We start from the raw sequence: 20,924 nt of genomic DNA on the forward strand, positions 1-20,924 counted from the left end.
CCTAAGCAAAAAGACGCACGCTCACTGCATGCGTCTTTTCTCCGTTCAGAAAAACCGGATATTTTCCGTCTTATTCAATGGATTTCATGGATTCCACCATGTCTATCTTCTTGAGCTTGAAATGCAGGACAAAATTTACAATAAAGGTGAATGCCAGCGTAAGCGCGCCTGCGTACACAAACGCCGTCCACGGGATCTCGGGTGCAAACATCACGATATCTACCTCGGCGGTTTGTATCACGAACCGTTCAAGGAATATCCCGCCTATCAGGCCGGCGAGCATCCCGATTACCGCCGAGATGTTGTTTTCCCGATAGATATAGGCCGATACCTCCTTGTCATAAAAACCGAGCACCTTGATCGTCGCAAGCTCGCGTATCCGCTCCGTCACATTGATATTGACCAGATTATACATCACGATAAATGCGAGCAGCCCCGCCGATAGGATCAGCACAAGAACGATGCTCCCAAGGCTGTCCGCAATATCGGAAAACTGCGTGACAGAGCTTTCCGCATAGGATATCCCCTGCACATGCTCATAGCCGAGTATCGTCTCTGAAAGCGAGCTGAGGTCCGCGCCGTCCGCCGTATTGAATACGAACGTATTCATAGCCGCTTCTTCGCCGAACACCTGACTATAATATGCAGGAGACAGATAAACGAAATTCATCGCATAGTTTTCCGTGATAGCCGCCACCTGCAGCTCCACCTGTTTGCCGTCCGCGTCGGTAAGCGTAAAGCTGCTGCCCTCCCTCAGGCCAAGGAGCTTCGCCAGCTTTTCGTTGACGACCGCGCCGCTGTCTCCGAGCGCAATGGGTTCGTGGCCCTCCCGTGTGCGCAGCGTGATATATTCTCCGATGCGCTCCGGTTCCTCCGGCACAAACGTGGTCACGCTTGCCTTTTTGTTTCCCGCTTCCGCATCCATTCCCTGATAAAGGATCATCATGTCGCTTTCAAGCCCCTGCGTGCTTTCCAGTTGTCCGCGCACCGCTTCGACTTCATCCGGCGTAATGTTTTCCTCCATTGCGCCCATCGCGTCATAAACGAATATTTCTTCAAATTGTTTGGGAACGATCGCCCCGACCGAATATTGCAGGCCAAAGCCTGTCAGCATCAGCGCCGTGCAGCCTGCGATGCCGACCACCGTCATCAGCACGCGCTTCTTATATCGAAACAGATTGCGTACCGTTACCTTTTTGGTAAAATTCAGCCTGTTCCACAGCCACGTCCATTTTTCGAGCAGCACACGCTTGCCGGACGGAGGCGATTTCGGCCGCATCAGCTGCGCCGGCTGCTCTTTCAGCTCCGCATATCCTGCCGCCCACGCGGAAAGGCCCGTGACCAATACCGCCACGACTGTGCACCATACCGCATAATCCCACCGGAACGGCGTGATAGGCTCCGGCATAAAATAACGGAGCTGATAGGCATGGATGATCGTCGTCGGGAACAGCGTAAAGCCAACGAGCAATCCCACAATGCTGCCGATGAGGCTCGCCGCAATGGCATACCATAAATATTTCGCCATAATCGTCCGGTTGGAATAACCGAGCGCTTTCAGCGTTCCGATCTGCGTCCGCTGTTCTTCTACCATGCGGGTCATGGTCGTAAGGCAGACGAGCGCCGCCACAAGGATAAAAAATACCGGAAATACCTGCGCGACCGCATCGACCTTTTCTGCATCCTCCTGATAGCTGGAATAGCCCGGATTTTCATCCCGATCCCATACATACCAAACCGGCTTTTCAAGGCCGGAGAGCTCTGCTTCTGCATCGGTTATCTCAGTACGCGCATCAGAGAGTTCCTGATCAGATTCCCGTTTCCCTTCTTCATAATCTGTCCGGGCATCGGCAAGCGCTTGCTGTCCCTCCTCAAGCGACCGTTCCGCATCGGACAGAGACTGCAGGCCTTCCGCTCTTTGTCTCTCCAATTCCTCTTGTCCTGCCGCCAGTTCCGCTTCTCCCGTTTCAAGCGCTGCCTTTGCACTGTTCAGTTCCTGTTTGGAGCTTTCCAGCTTTTCCCGTGCGCTGTTCAGCTTTTGCTGTGCGTCCGCAATGCCTGCCGCAAGCTGTTCAAGCCCCTCTTTTGCCGGTGCGAGCTCCTTTTCCTGCGTATCAAGATAGCTGCTTATTCCGCTTTCCGCCATGCTGAGGATAAGCCCTGCCCTGCTTTTCTCTGCGCTCCCGGGCTGTGCGGAAATATATTGCTCCAACGTGCCTTTCACAGTAATCCCGGAAGGCAGCGTGCCCGGCGGCAGCATGGCGTCCAGTGCTCCCGCGTTTTGCACCACCGCCGCGGCGTCTGCCGGCAGATTGGAAAGGTCGCCCGCTATATCCGCATAAGCGTCCGCGATGTTCCCGATTCCCGACACGAGGTTCCGTCCTGCCGCGATCTGCGCTTCTCCATCCTGTACCTGCGCTTTCAGCGCGTCCCGCTGCTTCTCAAGCTCCTGCAGAGCTGCAAGCGCCTCCGGCTCCTGTTCTTCAAATTCCGCAAGACCGTTTTGATATTCTGCAAGACCCGTCTTATATTGCTCCCATCCGCTGTCGAGCTCTGCCCTTGCGTCTGCAAGCTGCTGTTCCGCCGCCGTGATCTCGCTGTTATATTTCCTTTTTCCTGCGTTCAGCTCCTCGCGCCCGCTGTCGAGCTCCGTCTGCGCGGCGTTTAACTGCGACCGGGCGTCCGCAAGCTCGGCTGTTTGCTGTGCATCTCCATCTGCAAGCTGCCGTTTCGCATCGTCATGTTCTGCCTGCGCATCGTCTATGATTTCATCATACCGTTCCTGTTCGCGCGTTTCTGCGATCTGCTCAAAACGTCCGACAGCTTCCTCCACTGCATCTTTATATGGCTGTTCAAACGGTGAAAGGCCCTGCGTCTGCTTGAGCGTCAGATAGACGTCCGTATAGACGTCCAGCGTAAAATCCTCTTCCGGGACCATCATAAACGTGTCGATCTCTCCGTCCCCGACCTGTGTTTTTCCGCGGTCAAAGGAAATATATTGCGGAGATTCCACGATCCCCACAATAGTAAACGTATCCTGTGCAAGCGTATCTCCGATATCCTCGTCTTCCTGCCCGGCGACCAGCGTTACTGTATTGCCGATCTGAAATTCTTCCGGAGAATGGATATTCTGTTCGACTACACATTCCCCTGTATTTTCCGGCCAGCGTCCTTCCTTCAGCACGGGCTTGTTCAGCGTGTCTGCGCTGTCCAGCTCTTCCGCGTTAAGAGAAAGCACCTTGACGATCGTGTCCGACCGTTCCCCAACGTCTACAAATGCATCGACAGAATAGGCAGGCATCATCGCGCGGATATCCCCGTCTGTGCTGATCGCCTCTAAATCGTTTTCGTTGAAGCCATACGTAGAAACAAGATGGATATCCGCAAGCGCGGTATCTTCGTAATATTGCGCCATTGTGAGCTTCATATCCGGGCAGCTTGCTTTTACGCCTGCAAAGAAGCCTACTCCCAGCGCGACGATCCCCATGATTGAGAAGAAACGGTTGCGGCTCCTCCATATTTCCCGCAGCGTTTCCTTGACTAGTTTCGATTTCATATCCTTACCACTCTATTTTCTCCACCGGAGTCGGGCTGCTGTTCAAGCTGATATCCACGACTTTGCTGTTTTTCATCGTAATGACCCGATCAGCCATCGGGGTGATCGCATGGTTATGCGTGATGACGATCACCGTCATGTGGTCTCTCCGACAAGTATCCTGCAAAAGCTTCAGGATCGTTTTCCCCGTCTCGGAATCAAGCGCGCCCGTCGGCTCATCGCACAGAAGCAGCTTCGGATTTTTTGCAAGGGCGCGCGCAATAGAGACGCGCTGCTGCTCCCCGCCGGACAGCTGTGCCGGGAAATTATCCATACGTTCCGCAAGCCCTACTTCCCGCAGAGCCGTCTCCGCATCTTTGGGCGCCCGGCATATTTGTGTCGCAAGTTCGACATTTTCCTTTGCCGTCAGATTCTGTACTAAATTATAAAACTGGAATACAAAGCCGATATCGAAGCGGCGGTATTCCGTAAGCTCGCGCGGAGAATAACGGCTGATCTCTTTTCCGTCCACCATGATATGCCCTTCATCGCATTGGTCCATCCCGCCGAGAATATTCAGCACCGTTGTTTTTCCTGCGCCGGAAGAACCTACGATCACCGCAAATTCTCCCTTTTCTATTTCAAAAGATACGCCGTCCGACGCGGTGATCATCACCTCGCCCATGCGGTATCTCTTGTATACGTCTTTTACTTCAACAAAGCATCCCATTTCCTGCATCCGTCCTTTTCCCTGTCCTTCGGGGATCATCCGTTTTTACTATTATATCATAACTTCCGCGTATGAACGAAGTTTGAACGCGATGTGTCCGGCCTGCAAAAATAATCCTGCGCTTAAAAACAATTTACAAGTAAAATTTTGTATGATATAATAGTGCGCAACGGGGCATTAGCGCAGCTGGCTAGCGCACCACACTGGCAGTGTGGGGGTCACCGGTTCGAATCCGGTATGCTCCACCATACCGTGGCATAAACAAAACCCTTTTTGTTTATGCCTTTTTTATAATACAGTTAAAAATTTGAGAATATCCGTATAAACAGGGTATTACCCAGTAAGGCAACATAAAAATCTACAACGAAAGCGCAGCAAATGAAAGAGCCTTATATAACGAGTTATACACGGAACTATCAAGCCGGGAATGGACGGCGTTTGGAACATGTTTTTTATACTATGAAACAGAATAGCAGCCTCCGCGACAGGAAAGCAGGAAAAGGTTACAGGCCTTTTCCTGCTTTCTTTCGTTCCGGTTTTCAAATCAAAAAATCAGTTTTTACCCGTAATCTTTTTACTGAAACAACGCAATCAGGCGGTCCCAAAACGTTTCCGGCTCTTCTTCGTTCTGCGTGGGTTCGGGTTCTTCCTGCTTTTCGATCCCCGTGCTTTGGAGCACAAACTGTACGAAGTCCGTATCCGTATTTTGAGGCGAAGTAAACGATACCGGCTCAAAATCGGACGGCATATATTCCTCTTTCATCTTATTGATCTCTTCTTGGATCATATCGGGCAGATCCGCCATTTCGTTGTTCATCGCCTCGGTACCGTCGGAAAACGCTCCTACGCCGTCATCTAATTCTCCTACGCCGCCATCAAAGGATTCAAGCCCTGCATGGAAATCCGCATAGCCCGAAGCCAGTTCCCGTACTCCATTCAAATATCCCGTAAGGCCGCTATGGAAAGAAGCGTAACTCTCCGAAAGCGCCGTAAGCCCCTCTGTCAGCATACCAAGCTGCTCGAGTCCTCCCATTTCTTCCAGTGCGCTGCCTGCCTGTGCAGAAACTGCATCCAGCATGCCCGCTATCGTCTCGACGGAAGACGGCAGCTGCTCCAATGCAGCATTCACACCGTCAAACGCCGCATTGACGTTATCATAGACGCTCTTTGCCGTTTGCGCCGCCCGATACTGCGCGATCAGCGCATTTGCAGTTTCTTCTTCCTCCTGACCGGCGACCGCCGCTTCCAGCGCGGCGATCTGTTCCTCGCTGACTGCAGCCTTTATGCCCTGCATTGCCGCGTCGAGGCCGCCATAGGCCTGTGCAAAACCGTCTTTCAGCGTTCCAATCTGTCCGGATATTGCTTTTAACCCATTCGAAAGCTCTGCGAGCCCCTGCGGAAGCTGTGCAAGCTGGCTGATGTCTACCTCTCCTCCCGTCTGAAGCGCAGAAGCGATCTGCACGAGCGCAGTATCTATCTGCTGCGATGCGTCCGTAAGCTGCTCTGCGTTTCCGGCAAGCTGAGCAAGCCCCACTTCTATACTCTGTGAACCATCCACCAGCCCGGCGCTTCCGGTTTTCAGCTTCTCTGTTCCGCTTTTCAGCTCTTTCGCGCCCTCATTTAACTGTGCGACCGCATCTGGAAGCTGCTCCAATTCGCCGAGCTGTCCCTCGATGTCGGGAAATTCCATGCTCATAGAATAGGGAACGGCGGAGACGGATATTCCCGTCATTGTAAAATCTGTTACGTCTGCCTTTAAGGTGAAATCCGCATCATTGCCCGGCAGGACCGTATAGGCGATAGCTTTATCCGCTCCCGCGCTCGCGACTGTCGCCCCCGGCGCATCGATATCCGTACACTTCTCCGTATCCAGCGTTACCGTGATCTGCAGCATATAGTTCTCATAAAACGTTGGGTCTGTGCTGCTGTTTTGAGCGGATGTGATCTTGAGCTCCAACGCGCCGGACTTTCCTGCGATTTCCTGTGGGCTCATTTTTTGCCCGTCCAGCGAATAGGAGAAATTAAAACGCCATGGCAGCTCCGTGCTTTTCATGTTTCCCTGATAATAATAATTTCCTTTATTCGCGGAAAAGGTCACCGCCTCACCGTCCTGCGTGATATCCCTGCTGTCCGTCAGGTTGACAACGCTTTCATATGTACCGTAATCCGTTACTGTTCCGCCTGTTTGCAGCTCGAAATGGTTCACCGCATAAATGGCTTCGGCATTCCCCTCTGCTGAAAGAGCCGCATAGACGATCTCGTCTTTTTCCTTGATCTGTGCCGGACCGTTGCTTCCCACGGAGGTCCGCTCCGGAATTTGCTCCGGGCTTGTGGCAGCGGACGATATGCCCGCCCCTATCGTGGTTACCAATAAAAGCGCAACAGCGATGCTGACGGATACCGTGTATTTCATTCGCTTTTGTTTCCGCTCCAGTCTTTTTTTCCGATTTATATTTCTTTTGCTTATCATTGATAAAACCCCGCTTTATAGGTAGTTTTAGCGATCACCTTGTCAAACAGCCGCAGCATACCGGGCAGAAAGCAGATCACCATGAAAAGAGACAGCAGCGTTCCCCGGCCAAGCAGCAGTCCGATATCGGAGACCGCCGGATTCGAAGACGTCGCATATAAGGTGAAGCCAGCAGCCGACAGCGTTGCGGCCGACACAAGGATCGACTTGAAGGAATCTCCCATTGCTCTGTGCATCGCTTCTTTCTGCGGCATAACTTTTCGGTATCTCGTATAGGTGTTGGTGAGCAAAATCGCATAGTCGACCGTCGCTCCGAGCTGTACCGTATTGAGCACCAGATAACCGATGAAATTGATAGACGTGCCTGTGAAATAGGGGATCGCCAAGTTGATCCATATTCCTGCCTCGATCGTCAGCAGCAGTATGAATGGCAATGTGCCCGATTTGAATGTGACGAGCAGCACAAGGAAAATCGCAGCAACCGCAAGCAGCGTCACGAATTGATTATCTGTCTGCACGACCATTTTCATGTCATAGAGATTGGCGCTCTCACCCACGGAATATACTTCATTTCCATAATAGCTCTTTGCTGCCGCCGTGATCTCTTCCACGACGCGAAACGCCAGATCCCCTTCCGTTTCCGTATCTGTGTATACCACGATCCGTGCGTAATGATCCGAATAAAACTGTCCTGTTATATTTTTATCTAAAAATCCGGACGGAATAGCCGTTCCCACCGTATTTGCGTACGACATCACACCCGTCACATGCTCCATCCGCTCAAGCTCCCGGCTGAGCTCCAGCTCTTTTGCCGCATCTCCCCGCGGAACAAGAAGTGCCATAACCGTAGACTGCCCGAATTCTTCCTGTATCTCCAGCTTATCCCGTCCGCTTTCGCTGGCCTGCGCCGCGCTGCCGTTCCCATATACAAATCCGGTCTGCCCCTGCCCGAGGAAACTCGGTATGATGAGAACGGCGACGAGGATCAGCGCCGGAACCGCCACACGGGAAAACACCTTATTGATATTCCGAAAACTTGGCAGCAAAGGCCTGTGCTTTGTTTTGTCGATCAGCTTAAATGTGCACAGCGTGACCGCCGGCAGGAACACCATCGTTGTCACAAAGCTCAGAATGATGCCTTTCGCAAGATTCCATCCGAGGTCGGCGCCGATCTGAAAGTTCATAAAGGTGAGCGCGAGGAACCCAAACAGCGTCGTTGCCGCGCTGGCCGCCACAGTGGACATCGATTCCCTGACCGCATGGCGCATGGCGTCGTTCACATCGCTGTATTTTTCCCTGTTTGCCGCAAAGCTGTGCAAAAGGAAAATCGCATAATCGAGCGAGACCGCAAGCTGCAGGATCGGGCTTACCGAATTGGTCATAAAGGATATCTCGCCCACGAAAATATTGGTTCCCATGTTGATGAGGATCGACACGCCGATCGTGACCAGAAAGAGCAGCGGTTCGATCCACGAGGAGGACGAAAGGATCAGGATCACGATAATGATGGGCAGCAGGATCGCCATGGCGTTGCCAACCTCCGCACTCGTCGCCTCCTGCATCGTCGCAAGATCAGGCGCTTCCCCGGCAAGCGCGTTTTCCGTGCCAATCAAATTTCTGATCGCATCCGACGCTTCCTGCTCCCGCTGGTCCTCGATCGTTACAGTATATAAAGCAGTACCGTCTTTGTAATATTCTGCGACTGTATCCTGATCTGCCACCTCAAGCGGCTGCTTTAGGTCCAGCACGTCATCCAGCCACATCACGCCGGAAACGCCGGGAAGCTCCGTCAGCGCATTTTTATATTCCAGCGCCTCTTCGACAGATACGTTCTTTACCATTACGCTCGCGTTCGGCATATCCGTATCGAATTCCGCTTCCATGATCTCGAGCGCTTTCGTAGACTGCGCGTCCGGCGGAAGATAGTCCACCATATTGTAATTCACCTTTACAAACGACTGCAGCACCGCGCATATTACCGCTGCGGCAATAAAAAAAATCAGGATCGCTTTTTTACGTTTTATGATGAATCCTGTTAGCCCGTTCATTTCTCCTCCACAGCGTCCTGTTGTAATATGATACGATTTGTATTATAATCAACACACTGTTGGATTACAACCAACAATCCCGTTTGATATGTCGGTTATACAACAGAACGCAGAAAAACGTTGGATTGTTACAATATTTTTAAATTTGGAGGCTTAATATGAACACCCGAAAAACAGACCGCCGTGTGAAATATACGCTCGATGCTTTAAAAAACGCGCTCATCACATTAATGCAGGAGGAGCATATCTCTAAAATTTCCGTGAAGTCGTTATGCGAGCTGGCCGACGTTAACCGAAGTACGTTTTACGCGCATTTCCACGACCAATACGACCTCCTGCACCACATGGAGCAGGAGGTGCTGCAAAACATCACAAAGCATCTGGAGCAGCAGACGGTCGGCAGCGGAAGCCCTATTTCCTTTCAGGTCCTCAGCCTGATCCTTGAATACGTTCAGGAAAACGCGCCGCTTTTCAAAGCGCTCTTAAGCGATCACTGCGAGCCCGATATCCAGCGGGAGATCATGAAGCTGCCCGACATCATGCCCGTACAAATCTATTCCGGCCTCGACACGCGTACAAAAGACTATCTGTCTGTGTTCGGCATCACAGGCTGCATCAGTATCCTGCAAAAGTGGCTTCAGGATGGAACGCCGGAGTCTGCAGACCAAGTTTCACGTCTGATCTTTCAGGTTCTTTATAACGGCGTCGCCAATTTTGACCGCGCGGTCCAAGAGCAATAAATGCCGCGCCCGCAGTTGCCGCTTATCCGTTGCCGCACAAAAAGGACGTGCTTCAGCACGTCCTTTTGATTTGAAAACCAAATAGCTTATTCGAGAAGCCCGAAGGCTGTTACATGTTTTCATAAAATACAGTTTTTTCGAGCGGCAGGCGCATTCTGCCGTGCCGCTCCGGGCTCTGCGGCTCGCCGTCTGCATATCCCACGGCGAGCAGGCTCACGATCTCCAGATGCTCCGGTATCTCAAATTCTGCACGCAGCACCTGTGGGTCGAACCAACAGATCCACAAGGTGCCGAGTCCGAGCTCCGTCGCCTGCAGCATCATGTGATCTGTCACGATGCTCGCATCAATATCCGTCAGCTTCTTCCCGTCAAACGGACGCTCCCATGTTTCCTGCGTATCGCTGCATACGATGATCACGCAGGGAGCGCCGTAAATACGCGCAGCCTTACCGATCTTTTCAAGCCCTTTTTCGCTTCTTACCACGATCAGCCGCTGCGGCTGATTATTTTTTCCGGTAGGCGCGACGCGGCCCGCCTCGAGTATCCGTTTCAGCTTTTCTTCTTCTACCGGCGTGTTTTTATATTTCCGTACAGAATACCTTTTTTTTGCAAGTTCTAAAAAGCCCATATAGCATACCTCCTATCTTTTGTCATGATCCAACCTGTCTATAGTCTCCCGCGCAAACTGTGCCGCCTGTTTTTGCACCGCTTCATCCTCTGCCAGTCTGCCCACGCAGTGAAACTCCTCTGCGGCCGGCACGATACCGCATTTCCGCAGCTGCTTTTTGATGAGCTGCGACGCGCCTGCCGGATTTCCGGCCGTGCTGAAAACCACGACTTTTCCTACCGCTTCCGGTGAAAGCGTTTTGATAAATTTTTTCAGCTTTCCCGCAATGCGAAACGCATATACTGCGCCTCCAAGGAACAAAATATCTGCCTTGCCTGAAAGCGGCGTGCTTATGTCGTGCGCCTCCGCGCCGACTGCAGCAGCAATGGACTGGGCGATCGCCTTCGTATTGCCCGATTTTGAAAAATACCGTATCTCCACCATTTCCGTTGCCTCCCGTTTTTTATTATAGCACAATATTAAATTCTGAGGCTAATACTTTCACAATAACCGGTATTTCGCATAAAAAAGGCCGTCCGGAAACATCTGTCCGGAGCGGCCTTATAGGTCTCTTTTGGCAATATAGCGCAGGATCAATAGGATTTTGCAAAATACATCATCTTCTTTGCAGGCTTTCCGCAGTGAACGCAGACCTCTCCGAGGTCCTTTTGCTCAAACGGAGCACAACGGGTCGTCACTCCTGTTTTTTCTTTGATCGCTTCCTCACACTCTGTCTCTCCGCACCACATTGCGCGGACAAATCCGTGTCCCTCTTCGATTCCCTGCATAAATTCTTCCCAGTTATGCGCATCAAACGTGCGTTCCTCACGGTGCGCAAGCGCGCCCGCAAGCATATCGTCGTGGATACGGTCGAGCAGCTCCTGCACAGTCTCCCCGATATTTTCAAGTGGATAGGCTGCCTTTTCGCAGGTGTCTCTGCGAGCAAGCATACACGCGCCCTTTTCGATATCGCGCGGGCCGATTTCAAGCCGCACCGGAACGCCCTTCAGCTCCCATTCGTTGAACTTCCAGCCCGGGCTTTGGTCGCGGTCGTCAAGCTCTACGCGTATTCCCGCATCTTTTAAAATATCGTAAAGCTCCTGCGCTTTTTCCAATACGCCCTCTTTATGCGCGGCCACCGGAACGATCACGCACTGGATCGGCGCGACGCGCGGCGGCAGCTTCAATCCGCGTTCGTCCCCGTGTACCATGATGAGACCGCCGATCATACGGGTGGAAACCCCCCATGAGGTCTGCCATGCATACTTCAGCTGCCCGTCCCGGTCGAGGAACTGGATATCGTAGGCTTTAGCGAAATTCTGTCCGAGATTATGCGACGTTCCCATCTGGAGCGCCTTTCCGTCCAGCATCATCGCCTCCACCGTATAGGTGTGGTCCGCGCCCGCGAATTTTTCCTTTTCGCTCTTCTGCCCTGCAATCACGGGGATTGCAAGCACATTTTCCATAAATTCGCGGTAAACGTTCAGCATGCGCACCGTTTCTTTCTCTGCTTCCTCCTGTGTTGCATGTACGGTATGCCCTTCCTGCCATAAAAATTCAGAAGTCCGCAGGAAAGGACGGGTACTCTTTTCCCAACGCATAACGTTGCACCATTGGTTGAGCAGCACGGGCAGGTCGCGGTAACTCTGCACCCACTTGGAGTACATGGAGCAGATGATCGTTTCGGACGTGGGACGAATGCACAGCGGCTCCGCCAGCTTCTCTTTTCCGCCGATCGTGACCCATGCAGCCTCCGGAGCAAACCCCTCTACATGCTCCGCTTCCTTTTCCAACAAATGTTTGGGAATCAGTAACGGAAAATACGCGTTTTTATGCCCCGTCGCTTTGAACCTGTCGTCAAGCTGACGCTGGATCAGCTCCCATATTCCATAACCGTACTGCTTGATGACCATGCAGCCCTTCACTTCGGAATAGTCGACCATATCCGCCATTTTGATGACGTCCGTATACCACCGTGAAAAATCTTCGCTCTGCGGCGTGATGTGTTCCACAAAACCGCCTGTCTGCTTTGCCATAGCTCTCTCCTTCAAATATGTACTGAAACTCTAATAGTTTATCATTTTGATACGCTTTTTTCAAGCGTCCCGCGCCATGCTATTGCTTCTTTTTCCGGTTCAGCAGGATGACAGCCACAACGACTGCCGCGGCCGCAGCAACGGCAAGCACGATCCACAGCGTCATATCTTTGCCGTCGTTCGTCTTTGGAGAATCTTGTACCCCAGCCGTATCCTGCCCCGTTCCGCCGTTTCCGTCCGGCTGAGAACTTGGACCCGGTGCAGGCTGCGGACTTGCCTGTGTGATCTCTATCGTCTTGCTGACTGACTTCGTATCATCCGCCGTGCTCGTTGCCGTAATGGTCACCGTTCCGGGAAGCTTCGCAGTAAAAAGGACTGTCTGCTCTCCGCTTACCGAATCCTCCATTTTGATCTCAATACTGTCGAGGTCGCCCGCATAGCTCCATTTCACACCGGAAAATTCTTCTTCATCCGGCATGACGACCGCCGCCGCTGTAAACTCGGCCGTTCCCTCCGCTTTTAGGTCTACTGAATCCGCGCTGTTTATGCTTATGCTTTCCACCCCAAGCTTTTCCGCGATATTATTCTGCCGCAGCAGGATGCTTTCCGCGCTGCTCATTGCCGCGAACGTCCAGCACGAGGGGATCCAGCCCTGATTTTTCGGCGGTGTGACCGCGCCTGCATCCCGCAGGTCAAATTTCTCCGGAAGCTCAGTAGCCGGCGCTGCCGTCTCTCCCTGCGGAAGAGCCGCCGTCCGGTTTTGACCGCTCGCCGAAGCCGTATCCGCCGTTGCTGCCGGAGCAGAAATGCCGGTTCCGGAAAGCTGGGAGACGCGCAGCGCCGTTCCCGGCTCGCCTTGGTCTTCTTCGTTCGTGCCGCCTCCTTCACCGTCCGTAAATACCTTGATGCAGTTATTGGCCGAATACTGCTGCGAGATATCTGTCCACGTCCTTCCGTCCGCGCTTGTAAAGCTCTGTCCGGCCTGCGCTTTCGCCCGTTCCGACCTCCCCGATATCGGCATTTCGATCGCCGCCGCAACATCGCTTCCGTCACGGTTTTGCAGGCGTATTATCACGCTGAATGTTTCACCGCTTGAAACCAGCATCCCATCACCGAGCTCTACCGTATAATATCCCTTATATTTATGCGTTCCGCTGGCGACATGCTTCGTCTCCCCATTCGCTTCGATATAGACATCGTAGTCCTGCTCCTCATGCATCGCATAGAAAGAGACTGCCTTTATCGCCTGATCTCCCGCCGCTTCAAACACATTTTTTGTGTACAGCACCTTTCCGCGCGAATATTGGCTTGGCTCATAATAATTAGTATAGCCCAGCATGTCATACTGATAGATGTTATCGTAGCTGTCTGCCGGATCATCCACAAAAATTGCCGCGGCCGAGTTTGCCGAAAGGTCCGCACTATAATAGGAGATATAGAAAAAACCGTTCTGTCCCTTTTCTGTTCCGTAATTGTTTTTCGCAATAAACGCTCCGTCTCCCGCCGGCGTATAGGTTTCTCCGTCCACTGTTACGGTGAAGCTTTCCGCCGGGACCGTATCGTCCCAGCCTACGAGCGAGATCGCGTGGCCGCCGCCCGCCATATCCTCCTCCGGCTTATAATAGTAGGAGCCCGTCTCGTCGTAATAACCGTTTTCTCCCTCTATATGCCGCAGCCCGCAGTAAATCGCCCCGTAGGTATAGATCGCGTTTTTATAATGCAGCGTATCCTCCGCGTTCTTCTCCCGGTCGGGCAGCAGGATCGCCTGCCGCAAATGATACCGCGCGGGCACCTCGTTATAGGTAAAATCAAAATAATCCAGTTCATCCAGCATATACGGATCGTCTGCCTCGAGGACCGGGCCGCTCCATCGCGCAAGATAGGCGAGCGCCATATAGACGTCCCCGCCTGAAAGAATACCGCCGCGCCCCTCCGTCGGCGTGTAGCAATCTTCAGATGAGTCTGCATTGAGCATCGCGTTCAGCATGTTATATTCAGAAAGATCGATCCCCTCCGCAGCCTGCTTGGAAAGCACGAGCGTATATTCCTGCTCCGTAAAATATCCGCCGTTTCCCTGTACAACGGCATAATAGTCTCCTTCGCTCAATTTTGCTGTGATGCGCTGATCGCCCTCCAATTCGCTGCGCGCGACCTCTGTTCCGCTTTCGTCAAGCAGGCTGAGCGTATAGGCCGCGTTGTCATCATCCGGCTGAAAGAGCAGCAGCTCTACAGGCATTTGGTAGTTGTAGTGGAATTTATAATAATCTACATCGGAAGCGGTATGGAGCGTCGCTTTCAGCTTTGCGGGAAAGGAGACCTCCGTTGCGGAAACGGCGCTGTCGTTTGGTTCGTAAGTGTCACCCGCACCCGACACCCGATAGGAAAAACGCTGCACATCTCCCGGTGCGGCAGCCCCGTTATAGGTTCGGGCGCTGATCACCATATCCCCGTTTACCGTTACGGACGCCCGGTTTGTTCCTGCGTCCTCCGTTCCGGCCGCGCCCTTTTCCGGTACGCTTCCATCCGTCGTATAGAGGATAGTTTCTCCTTCAGCAGCCGAAAGAGTGACCTCCGTTCCAGCAGGAACAGTTCCCGGCACGGGAGAAGCCGCGACCGCTCCGCTTTTTGCCACCGTATAGGCCGCCTGTACTATTTCACTGCTTTTGAGCCCAGCCTTGCGCGCGCTTGCGCGGATATTCATATCTTCCGTCAATACGATCCCCGTGTTCCTATCGTAAAACAGCGCGCTTTCATGGAGCGGAGAGGTCCCGTCCAGCGTATAGCGTATCTCTGCGTCCTGCGTCTGTGTAGAAAGACCGATCTCCTCAGAAACAGGATATTGCCCCTCCTCTTGTAAAAATTCGACCGGCGCGCAGGCCGCCGGAAGAAAACGTATATCCTCCGACAGGGCCGCGTCTTCATCTCCGACTGTCATGCTCAGAATGGCAACACTGACGCCCTCAAGCTCTTCCTGCGTAAGCACGCCGTCCTCTATTGCCCGAATGATCGCATCGGTGAGGCGCAGCGGTTGCGACGGTTCATATTCTATTTGCTCCGTGACCCTCATTTCCTTGTTCTTCAACGTGAAGATCAGCATATAGTGAAGCGGCTGCCCCTGCACGGAGGCAGGATCCGCAATCCTTACCGTTGTATCCTCCTGCGCCGTATAGAGGCCGCTTTCGTCTGGTTCTTCGCAATTTTCCACGACAAGAAACTCCGATGCAAAAGCAAGCGGCGCACAGGAAAATACTGCCGTTACAGCCAAAACCACCGCTAAAAATAAGCTTACTGTTTTTTTCATTCTGTCGATTCTCCATCCTATGCGCCCGCACATGCGCACGCCTGTTCATTTTATACTACAGATATTATAGCATGACTGCCGCATATCCGCATCAAAATCGATGTACAAAACAAATCCTTTCGACGCTTCCTCATACATGCGCCGGATATAACAAAAAAGCCGCTCCTTACCGGTGCGGCTTCCTTTATTTGTTTTGATCACGGCATTTCCGGGAAAATATAGGTGGAACCGTCATTTTCATGCAGCATACGGATTTTCGTATCGTAGACCTCCTCGAGGATATCTTTCTGCAAAACGTCTCTGGTCGGCCCGTGCCGGACAATGCGCCCCTGCTTCATCAGCACGATCTCGCTGCAATAGTGGCTTGCAAGATTCAGATCGTGCAGGACGCATACGCATAAAAGCCCGCTGTCCCGTACCAATTCGTTTACGAGAGACAGTATCCCCACCTGATGCTTGATATCGAGGCTCGAGACCGGCTCGTCGAGCAGCAGGATGCTCGACTGCTGGGTAAGCGCCCGCGCAATGATCATGCGCTGCCATTCCCCGCCGGAAAGCCCGATCACAGACCGGTTTTCAAGGTGCGCGATCCCCGTTTTGGCAATCGCCGCCCGCGCGAGACGGATATCCTCCATGCTGTCTCCCTCAAATGTCTTTTTATGAGGATTGCGCCCCATGAGCACAGTTTCAAGCACGGTAAAATCATATTCCAAGGCATAATTCTGCGGCACGAGCGCCATCTTTTTCGCCAGCGCCTTAACACCGATCTCCCGCACGTTCGTTCCGTCGATCTCCACACTTCCCCTTTCGGGCTTTAAATAGCCGGAAATCGTCCGCAGAAGCGTCGTCTTTCCCGCGCCGTTCGGTCCTATGATGCCTATCATCCCCGTATTCAATGTAAGGGAGATATCGTGCAGGATCGGCGTATCGCCTACTCCGCAATCGAGGTTCCTGATACAGATTCCCACTTAGATCCCTCCCCTGTTTCCGCGCCGCAGCAGAAAAATAAAGAACGGCACACCGAAGATAGACGTTACGATACCCACGGGCATCTCCTGCCCGTTCAGGATCACGCGGGCAATCACATCGCAAATGAGCAGATACATGCCGCCGCCCACAAAACAGAGCGGCATCAGCTTTTTATTGTCCGGCCCGGCGATCATGCGCAGAAGATGCGGCACCATCAGGCCGACAAAGCCGATGATCCCGCTGATCGACACCGCGACCGCGGAAAGCAAAGACGTTAAAATAAGCATATTCCTGCGCGTCTTATGCGTATCCACTCCGAGGCTCTGCGAGACCTCGTCTCCGTTCAGCATGATATTGAGCGGCTTTGCATGAAACATCAGCAGCGCAGAGCATAAAAGGATGACGGGAAGCGCGACCCATATCTTATCCCATGTCATATTCGCAAGGCTTCCCATGTTCCACATGACGACATTTTCCATCTTGTCCCGGTTGAGCAGCATAATAAGATAAATGATCGCCGAAAACAGCGCGCTCATGGAAAAACCGGAAAGAAGCAGGGAAAACGTCGATACCTTTCCGCGTATGCGTGAAATGTTATACACGATAAATACGGCAACGAGCGCACCGGCAAAGCTGAATACGGCAGTTGTTCCCGCGCCGAAAAGGCTCATGCCCGTCAGAAACGTCATGGCGACCGTCGCGCCGAGCGCCGCTCCCGACGAAACGCCGAGCACAAAGGAATCTGCCATTGGGTTTTTAAATACGCCCTGAAGGCAGCAGCCGGAAACGGCAAGCGCCGCACCGACAAGAAATGCTCCCACCGCGCGCGGGAGCCGGATATTCAGGAAAATATTATATACGGTCTGTGAGGCAGAGCCGTCTATGATCCGCCCGAATTCTGCGACCGAAAACCCGGAGCTTCCAATGAAAAAGGCGCACACAAAGGCGGCTATGCCGCCTATGATGAGCGCCGAAAGAAGTATTCCGAATTTTACAGTCCTTTTTTTCATATCCTGTTCCGCCGGATCATTGTTCGTTTAAGATCTCGCTGAGCTGCGCAATCGCTTCCGCGATCCGCGGACCGGGACGTGTGAACACGTTCGCGTCGATCTCATAGACCTTTCCGTTTTTGACCGCGTCAAGGTCCTGATAGCCCTGCGCCTGCGCCAATCCGTCCGCTTCACTTCCCATCGTCTCTCCTACGAGTATGATGTCGGGATTTGCGACCACAAGGTCCTCCACCGGATATTCGATCCACGGATATTCGGCGTCCTCCGTCACGCATTTTCCCCCTGCAAGCTCGATCATCGTGTTGATGAAGCTTCCCGGGCCGCTCGTCCAGTTGCCGTTTTCACCATAGCTCATGACGTAATAAACAGTTTTCTTTTCCGCCGGCTGGTTCGCCTGCGCTTCTTCTACCGCAGCGTCGATCTCTCCAATCACCGTTTGGGCCTCTTCCTGCGCGCCGATGATCTCTCCGATCAGTTCGATCGAACCCGATATTTCGTCAAACGTCGTCGCCTCTACGACTGCGACCGCGATCCCGAGCTCCTGAAGCTGGGCGACAGCATCTTCCTGCAAGCCGGTTCCTGCCAGCACAACGTCAGGCTCAAGAGACGCCACTTTTTCCACGTCCGGTCCGTTGAAATCACCGACGACCTCTATAGACTCCGTAATCTCCGGATAATCCGAATATGCGTCCACCCCAACGAGCTGCTTCGCCGCGCCGAGCGCGCATACGATCTCCGTACCCGCGGGCGTAAGGGAAACGATCTTGTCTGCCTTTTTGACCGTCACTTCATTTCCCGCCATATCTGTTACGGTCACGCCGTCTGCCTCTGCCGTTCCGGAAGGTTCAGCCGCTTCAGCGGAAACACTTGCCTCCGGGCTTTCAGACGTCTCCGGCGTTCCTGTTTCTTCCGCCGGCTGCGCAGCGCACCCCGCAAGCGCCGCAGCGCAGAGCACGACACACAAAAATAGTGCGATCCATCTTTTCCTCATAACTGTCCTCCTGTATAAAATAGTAACTGCTTGCTTTTCCCGGGCGCGGCCTGCGTACATAAAAATACCTTTCCGGCTTAAACAGCAGAAAAGGCACTGTGCGTTTTCCTTTCTCCCCGCCGAAGAAAAAAACATCGTTTCACGATTCGGCAGGTTTTCCGGCTTGACTTCATCGCATCCTGCGCGCCTTCCCGGCCTTTTGGCCAGTGGCATTTATACGGTTTCCCGCAAGCTCCAGTCTGTTTCCAGTCCGGCGCAGTTGCTCCGTCACACGGCAGCGGTGGGCTGCAGCGGCATACGCTTTCCCTATTATCCGGTTTCCCGGCACCAAAATCGATTTTATTTATGTTTTAAAATATATCACAAAAAAATTTTTCATACAATGGAATTTTCTCTCTTATTTGGCACTATTTTCTTATAACCCCTATTGCATAATTATTCATTTGAATGTATAATTATTAATATCAGTTTGAAATTCAGGGGCACGCAAAACGGTTCCCCTACAAAAGGAGTTGTTTTTATTATGGTAAATGTCAGCGTGATCGGGGCGACCGGCTATGTGGGCGCGGAGCTTTTGCGCCTCCTTTCTGCGCACCCGGACGTGCATATCAATAAGGCTGTATCCAAAAGCTTTGCCGGAAAAGAGATGAAAGATATCTATGCAAATTTTATTCCGAACCAAAGCGTCGGGCTCACCGGAGAGGAAAGCGGTCCGGATGCGGGTGATTTCGTATTTCTCTGTCTGCCGCACGGCCAGTCTCTCAAGGCCGCGCCCGCGTTGCTTGCGTCCGGGCACAAGGTCATCGACCTTTCGGGGGATTTCCGCTATGACGATACCGATATTTATGAAAAATGGTATGGTATCCCGCATACCGCGAAGCAGGAAAATGCTTCCGCCGTTTACGGACTGCCCGAATTTTTCGGAGACGATGTGAAAAAATCCTCTTTTACAGCCAATCCGGGCTGTTATACGACGACGAGTATTTTGGCGCTCGCGCCGCTGCTTGCGGAGGGCGTCATTCGGGAAAACGGTATCGTGATCGACGCGAAATCCGGTGTGACCGGAGCGGGCCGGAAAGAAAAGCTCGCTTTCTCCTATTGTGAAACGGCGGATAACTTCAAAGCATATTCCGTACCGCTGCATAGGCATACCTCGGAAATCGAGGAGCAGCTCTCCAAGCTCTCCGGCAAGGATATTTGCCTCCTGTTCACACCGCATCTCCTGCCCGTCAAACGCGGCATTCTCGCGACGATTTACGCAGAGCTCGCGGAGGGCGTTACCGCGGAGCAAATTTCCAAAGTATACGAAAGCTACTATGCGGACGCCCCTTTCACACACGTTCTGCCGCACGGAAAGCTGCCTGAGCTGAAATATGTAGTCGGCTCCAACAACTGCATGATCGGTTTTGAACTCTCGGAGCGTACCGGAAGGATCATTATCGTTTCCTGTACTGATAATCTCATCAAGGGCGCCGCAGGACAGGCGATCCAGAATTTTAATCTCATGAACGGCTTAGATGAAACGCTGGGGCTGCCCCGGACGGCATGGTATCTGTAACTACCGGCGGTATTGCCGCCTCTTATTAAAGGAAATGGTGAATAGTATGGAAGATCAAAAAATGGAAAAATATCTGGAACGTGCTCATGTGCTGATCGAGGCTCTGCCTTATATCCAGCGTCTGTTTGGAAAAACGATCGTTATCAAATACGGCGGCGCAGCCATGATGCACGATGAGCTTACGCAGAAGATCATGGAGGACGTTACCCTCCTGAAGTTCGTGGGCATGAATCCCATCCTCGTACACGGCGGCGGGCCGGACATCAATCACATGCTTGACTCACTTGACATCAAGCCGAACTTCGTCGATGGCCTGCGCGTGACGGACGACGCAACGATGGAAGTCGTACAGATGGTGCTTACCGGGAAAATCAATAAAGAGATCGTCGCCAAGCTGAACGGTATGGGCGCGTCTGCCATCGGCCTCTGCGGTATCGACGGCAACATTATCAAGGCGGTCAAGGCGCCGCCGAAAAACGGCGTTGACCTCGGCAACGTCGGGCAGATCACGTCGATCAATACGACGCTCCTCAACACCCTCGCCCACGACCAGTATATCCCGGTCATCGCGCCGGTCGGGACGGGCGATCACGGCGAAAGCTACAACATCAACGCGGATACCGTTGCCGGAGCGATCGCCACAGCTCTCAAGGCGGAAAAGCTCATTTTCCTGACGGATACAGACGGCATACGCACCAATGAAGATGATCCCGAATCCCTCTTGTATGTAGCGTCCAAAACGGATATACTTAATATGATCGACGAGGGGAAGATCACGGGCGGTATGCTGCCCAAGGTGCAGAGCTGTCTGGCCGCGATCGAAAAGGGCGTGAAACGCACCCATATCCTGAACGGAACGATCCCTCATCCGATCATTCTTGAAATCTTTACAGATTCCGGTATCGGTACGATGGTGACGGGCTAAAGGA

At 52.8% G+C, this 20,924-nt stretch carries 14 protein-coding genes, 1 tRNA gene and 1 riboswitch; of the genes, 4 read left to right on the forward strand and 11 right to left on the reverse strand.

Annotated features, from left to right (window positions below):
• Positions 1-70: 70 nt before the first annotated feature.
• Positions 71-3,556 (reverse strand): FtsX-like permease family protein, encoded by a 3,486-nt coding sequence (locus PUP29_RS04450; protein ID WP_353423895.1) that lies wholly within the window; start codon positions 3,554-3,556, stop codon positions 71-73.
• A 4-nt stretch (positions 3,557-3,560) separates the two neighbouring features.
• On the reverse strand, positions 3,561-4,265 hold the full coding sequence (locus PUP29_RS04455) for an ABC transporter ATP-binding protein (protein WP_079547852.1): 705 nt from the start codon (positions 4,263-4,265) through the stop codon (positions 3,561-3,563).
• A gap of 171 nt (positions 4,266-4,436) precedes the next feature.
• Here PUP29_RS04455 and PUP29_RS04460 point away from each other — a divergent pair.
• Positions 4,437-4,513 (forward strand) — tRNA-Ala (locus PUP29_RS04460).
• A 326-nt stretch (positions 4,514-4,839) separates the two neighbouring features.
• Here the strand turns inward: PUP29_RS04460 and PUP29_RS04465 are convergent.
• Complete coding sequence (locus tag PUP29_RS04465; RefSeq protein ID WP_353423896.1) at positions 4,840-6,678, reverse strand: YhgE/Pip domain-containing protein; 1,839 nt, start codon at positions 6,676-6,678, stop codon at positions 4,840-4,842.
• A gap of 53 nt (positions 6,679-6,731) precedes the next feature.
• Positions 6,732-8,783, reverse strand: coding sequence for an efflux RND transporter permease subunit (locus tag PUP29_RS04470; protein WP_079546981.1), 2,052 nt, complete (start codon positions 8,781-8,783; stop codon positions 6,732-6,734).
• Between the two features lie 158 nt (positions 8,784-8,941).
• Between PUP29_RS04470 and PUP29_RS04475 the strand changes: the two genes are divergently transcribed.
• Positions 8,942-9,523, forward strand: coding sequence for a TetR/AcrR family transcriptional regulator (locus PUP29_RS04475; RefSeq protein ID WP_079546980.1), 582 nt, complete (start codon positions 8,942-8,944; stop codon positions 9,521-9,523).
• 109 nt (positions 9,524-9,632) lie between these two features.
• Here the strand turns inward: PUP29_RS04475 and PUP29_RS04480 are convergent, their stop codons facing one another.
• The 7 genes from PUP29_RS04480 to PUP29_RS04510 all read right to left on the reverse strand — a co-directional run bounded on the left by PUP29_RS04480 (position 9,633) and on the right by PUP29_RS04510 (position 18,437).
• A complete protein-coding gene (locus tag PUP29_RS04480; protein ID WP_079546979.1) occupies positions 9,633-10,151 on the reverse strand; it encodes a nitroreductase family protein in 519 nt (172 codons plus the stop codon).
• 12 nt (positions 10,152-10,163) lie between these two features.
• Positions 10,164-10,574, reverse strand: coding sequence for a flavodoxin family protein (locus PUP29_RS04485; protein ID WP_079546978.1), 411 nt, complete (start codon positions 10,572-10,574; stop codon positions 10,164-10,166).
• Positions 10,575-10,723: 149 nt separating this feature from the next.
• Entirely contained in the window at positions 10,724-12,166 is a 1,443-nt protein-coding gene (gene proS, locus PUP29_RS04490) for a proline--tRNA ligase (RefSeq protein WP_079546977.1), read from the reverse strand.
• Between the two features lie 79 nt (positions 12,167-12,245).
• Entirely contained in the window at positions 12,246-15,467 is a 3,222-nt protein-coding gene (locus PUP29_RS04495) for a lectin like domain-containing protein (RefSeq protein WP_353423897.1), read from the reverse strand.
• A 197-nt stretch (positions 15,468-15,664) separates the two neighbouring features.
• Positions 15,665-16,435 (reverse strand): ABC transporter ATP-binding protein, encoded by a 771-nt coding sequence (locus PUP29_RS04500; RefSeq protein WP_079546975.1) that lies wholly within the window; start codon positions 16,433-16,435, stop codon positions 15,665-15,667.
• Positions 16,436-17,446, reverse strand: a complete 1,011-nt coding sequence (locus PUP29_RS04505; protein ID WP_079546974.1) for a FecCD family ABC transporter permease — start codon at positions 17,444-17,446, stop codon at positions 16,436-16,438.
• 16 nt (positions 17,447-17,462) lie between these two features.
• Entirely contained in the window at positions 17,463-18,437 is a 975-nt protein-coding gene (locus tag PUP29_RS04510) for an ABC transporter substrate-binding protein (RefSeq protein WP_353423898.1), read from the reverse strand.
• A gap of 131 nt (positions 18,438-18,568) precedes the next feature.
• Positions 18,569-18,784, reverse strand: a riboswitch (cobalamin riboswitch).
• Positions 18,785-18,960: 176 nt separating this feature from the next.
• On the opposite strand from PUP29_RS04510, the gene argC reads away from it, so the two are divergent.
• Both argC and argB read left to right on the forward strand, forming a co-directional pair.
• Positions 18,961-19,995, forward strand: a complete 1,035-nt coding sequence (gene argC, locus PUP29_RS04515) for an N-acetyl-gamma-glutamyl-phosphate reductase (protein ID WP_353423899.1) — start codon at positions 18,961-18,963, stop codon at positions 19,993-19,995.
• A 46-nt stretch (positions 19,996-20,041) separates the two neighbouring features.
• Positions 20,042-20,920: an acetylglutamate kinase gene (argB, locus tag PUP29_RS04520; protein WP_353423900.1), complete on the forward strand. Its 879-nt coding sequence runs from the start codon at positions 20,042-20,044 to the stop codon at positions 20,918-20,920.
• Positions 20,921-20,924: the final 4 nt, after the last annotated feature.

The organism is Christensenella massiliensis, assembly GCF_040409835.1.
Taxonomy (GTDB): domain Bacteria; phylum Bacillota; class Clostridia; order Christensenellales; family Christensenellaceae; genus Christensenella; species Christensenella massiliensis.

Excerpts from the sequence above, each read along its gene's own strand:
- PUP29_RS04495 (WP_353423897.1), bottom strand. The coding sequence starts at position 15,467 with ATGAAAAAAACAGTAAGCTTATTTTTAGCGGTGGTTTTGGCTGTAACG.
- PUP29_RS04455 (WP_079547852.1), bottom strand. The coding sequence starts at position 4,265 with ATGGGATGCTTTGTTGAAGTAAAAGACGTATACAAGAGATACCGCATG.
- PUP29_RS04470 (WP_079546981.1), bottom strand. The coding sequence starts at position 8,783 with ATGAACGGGCTAACAGGATTCATCATAAAACGTAAAAAAGCGATCCTG.
- proS (WP_079546977.1), bottom strand. The coding sequence starts at position 12,166 with ATGGCAAAGCAGACAGGCGGTTTTGTGGAACACATCACGCCGCAGAGC.
- PUP29_RS04475 (WP_079546980.1), top strand. The coding sequence starts at position 8,942 with ATGAACACCCGAAAAACAGACCGCCGTGTGAAATATACGCTCGATGCT.
- argB (WP_353423900.1), top strand. The coding sequence starts at position 20,042 with ATGGAAGATCAAAAAATGGAAAAATATCTGGAACGTGCTCATGTGCTG.
- PUP29_RS04480 (WP_079546979.1), bottom strand. The coding sequence starts at position 10,151 with ATGGGCTTTTTAGAACTTGCAAAAAAAAGGTATTCTGTACGGAAATAT.
- PUP29_RS04505 (WP_079546974.1), bottom strand. The coding sequence starts at position 17,446 with ATGAAAAAAAGGACTGTAAAATTCGGAATACTTCTTTCGGCGCTCATC.
- PUP29_RS04485 (WP_079546978.1), bottom strand. The coding sequence starts at position 10,574 with ATGGTGGAGATACGGTATTTTTCAAAATCGGGCAATACGAAGGCGATC.
- PUP29_RS04465 (WP_353423896.1), bottom strand. The coding sequence starts at position 6,678 with ATGAAATACACGGTATCCGTCAGCATCGCTGTTGCGCTTTTATTGGTA.
- PUP29_RS04510 (WP_353423898.1), bottom strand. The coding sequence starts at position 18,437 with ATGAGGAAAAGATGGATCGCACTATTTTTGTGTGTCGTGCTCTGCGCT.
- PUP29_RS04450 (WP_353423895.1), bottom strand. The coding sequence starts at position 3,556 with ATGAAATCGAAACTAGTCAAGGAAACGCTGCGGGAAATATGGAGGAGC.
- argC (WP_353423899.1), top strand. The coding sequence starts at position 18,961 with ATGGTAAATGTCAGCGTGATCGGGGCGACCGGCTATGTGGGCGCGGAG.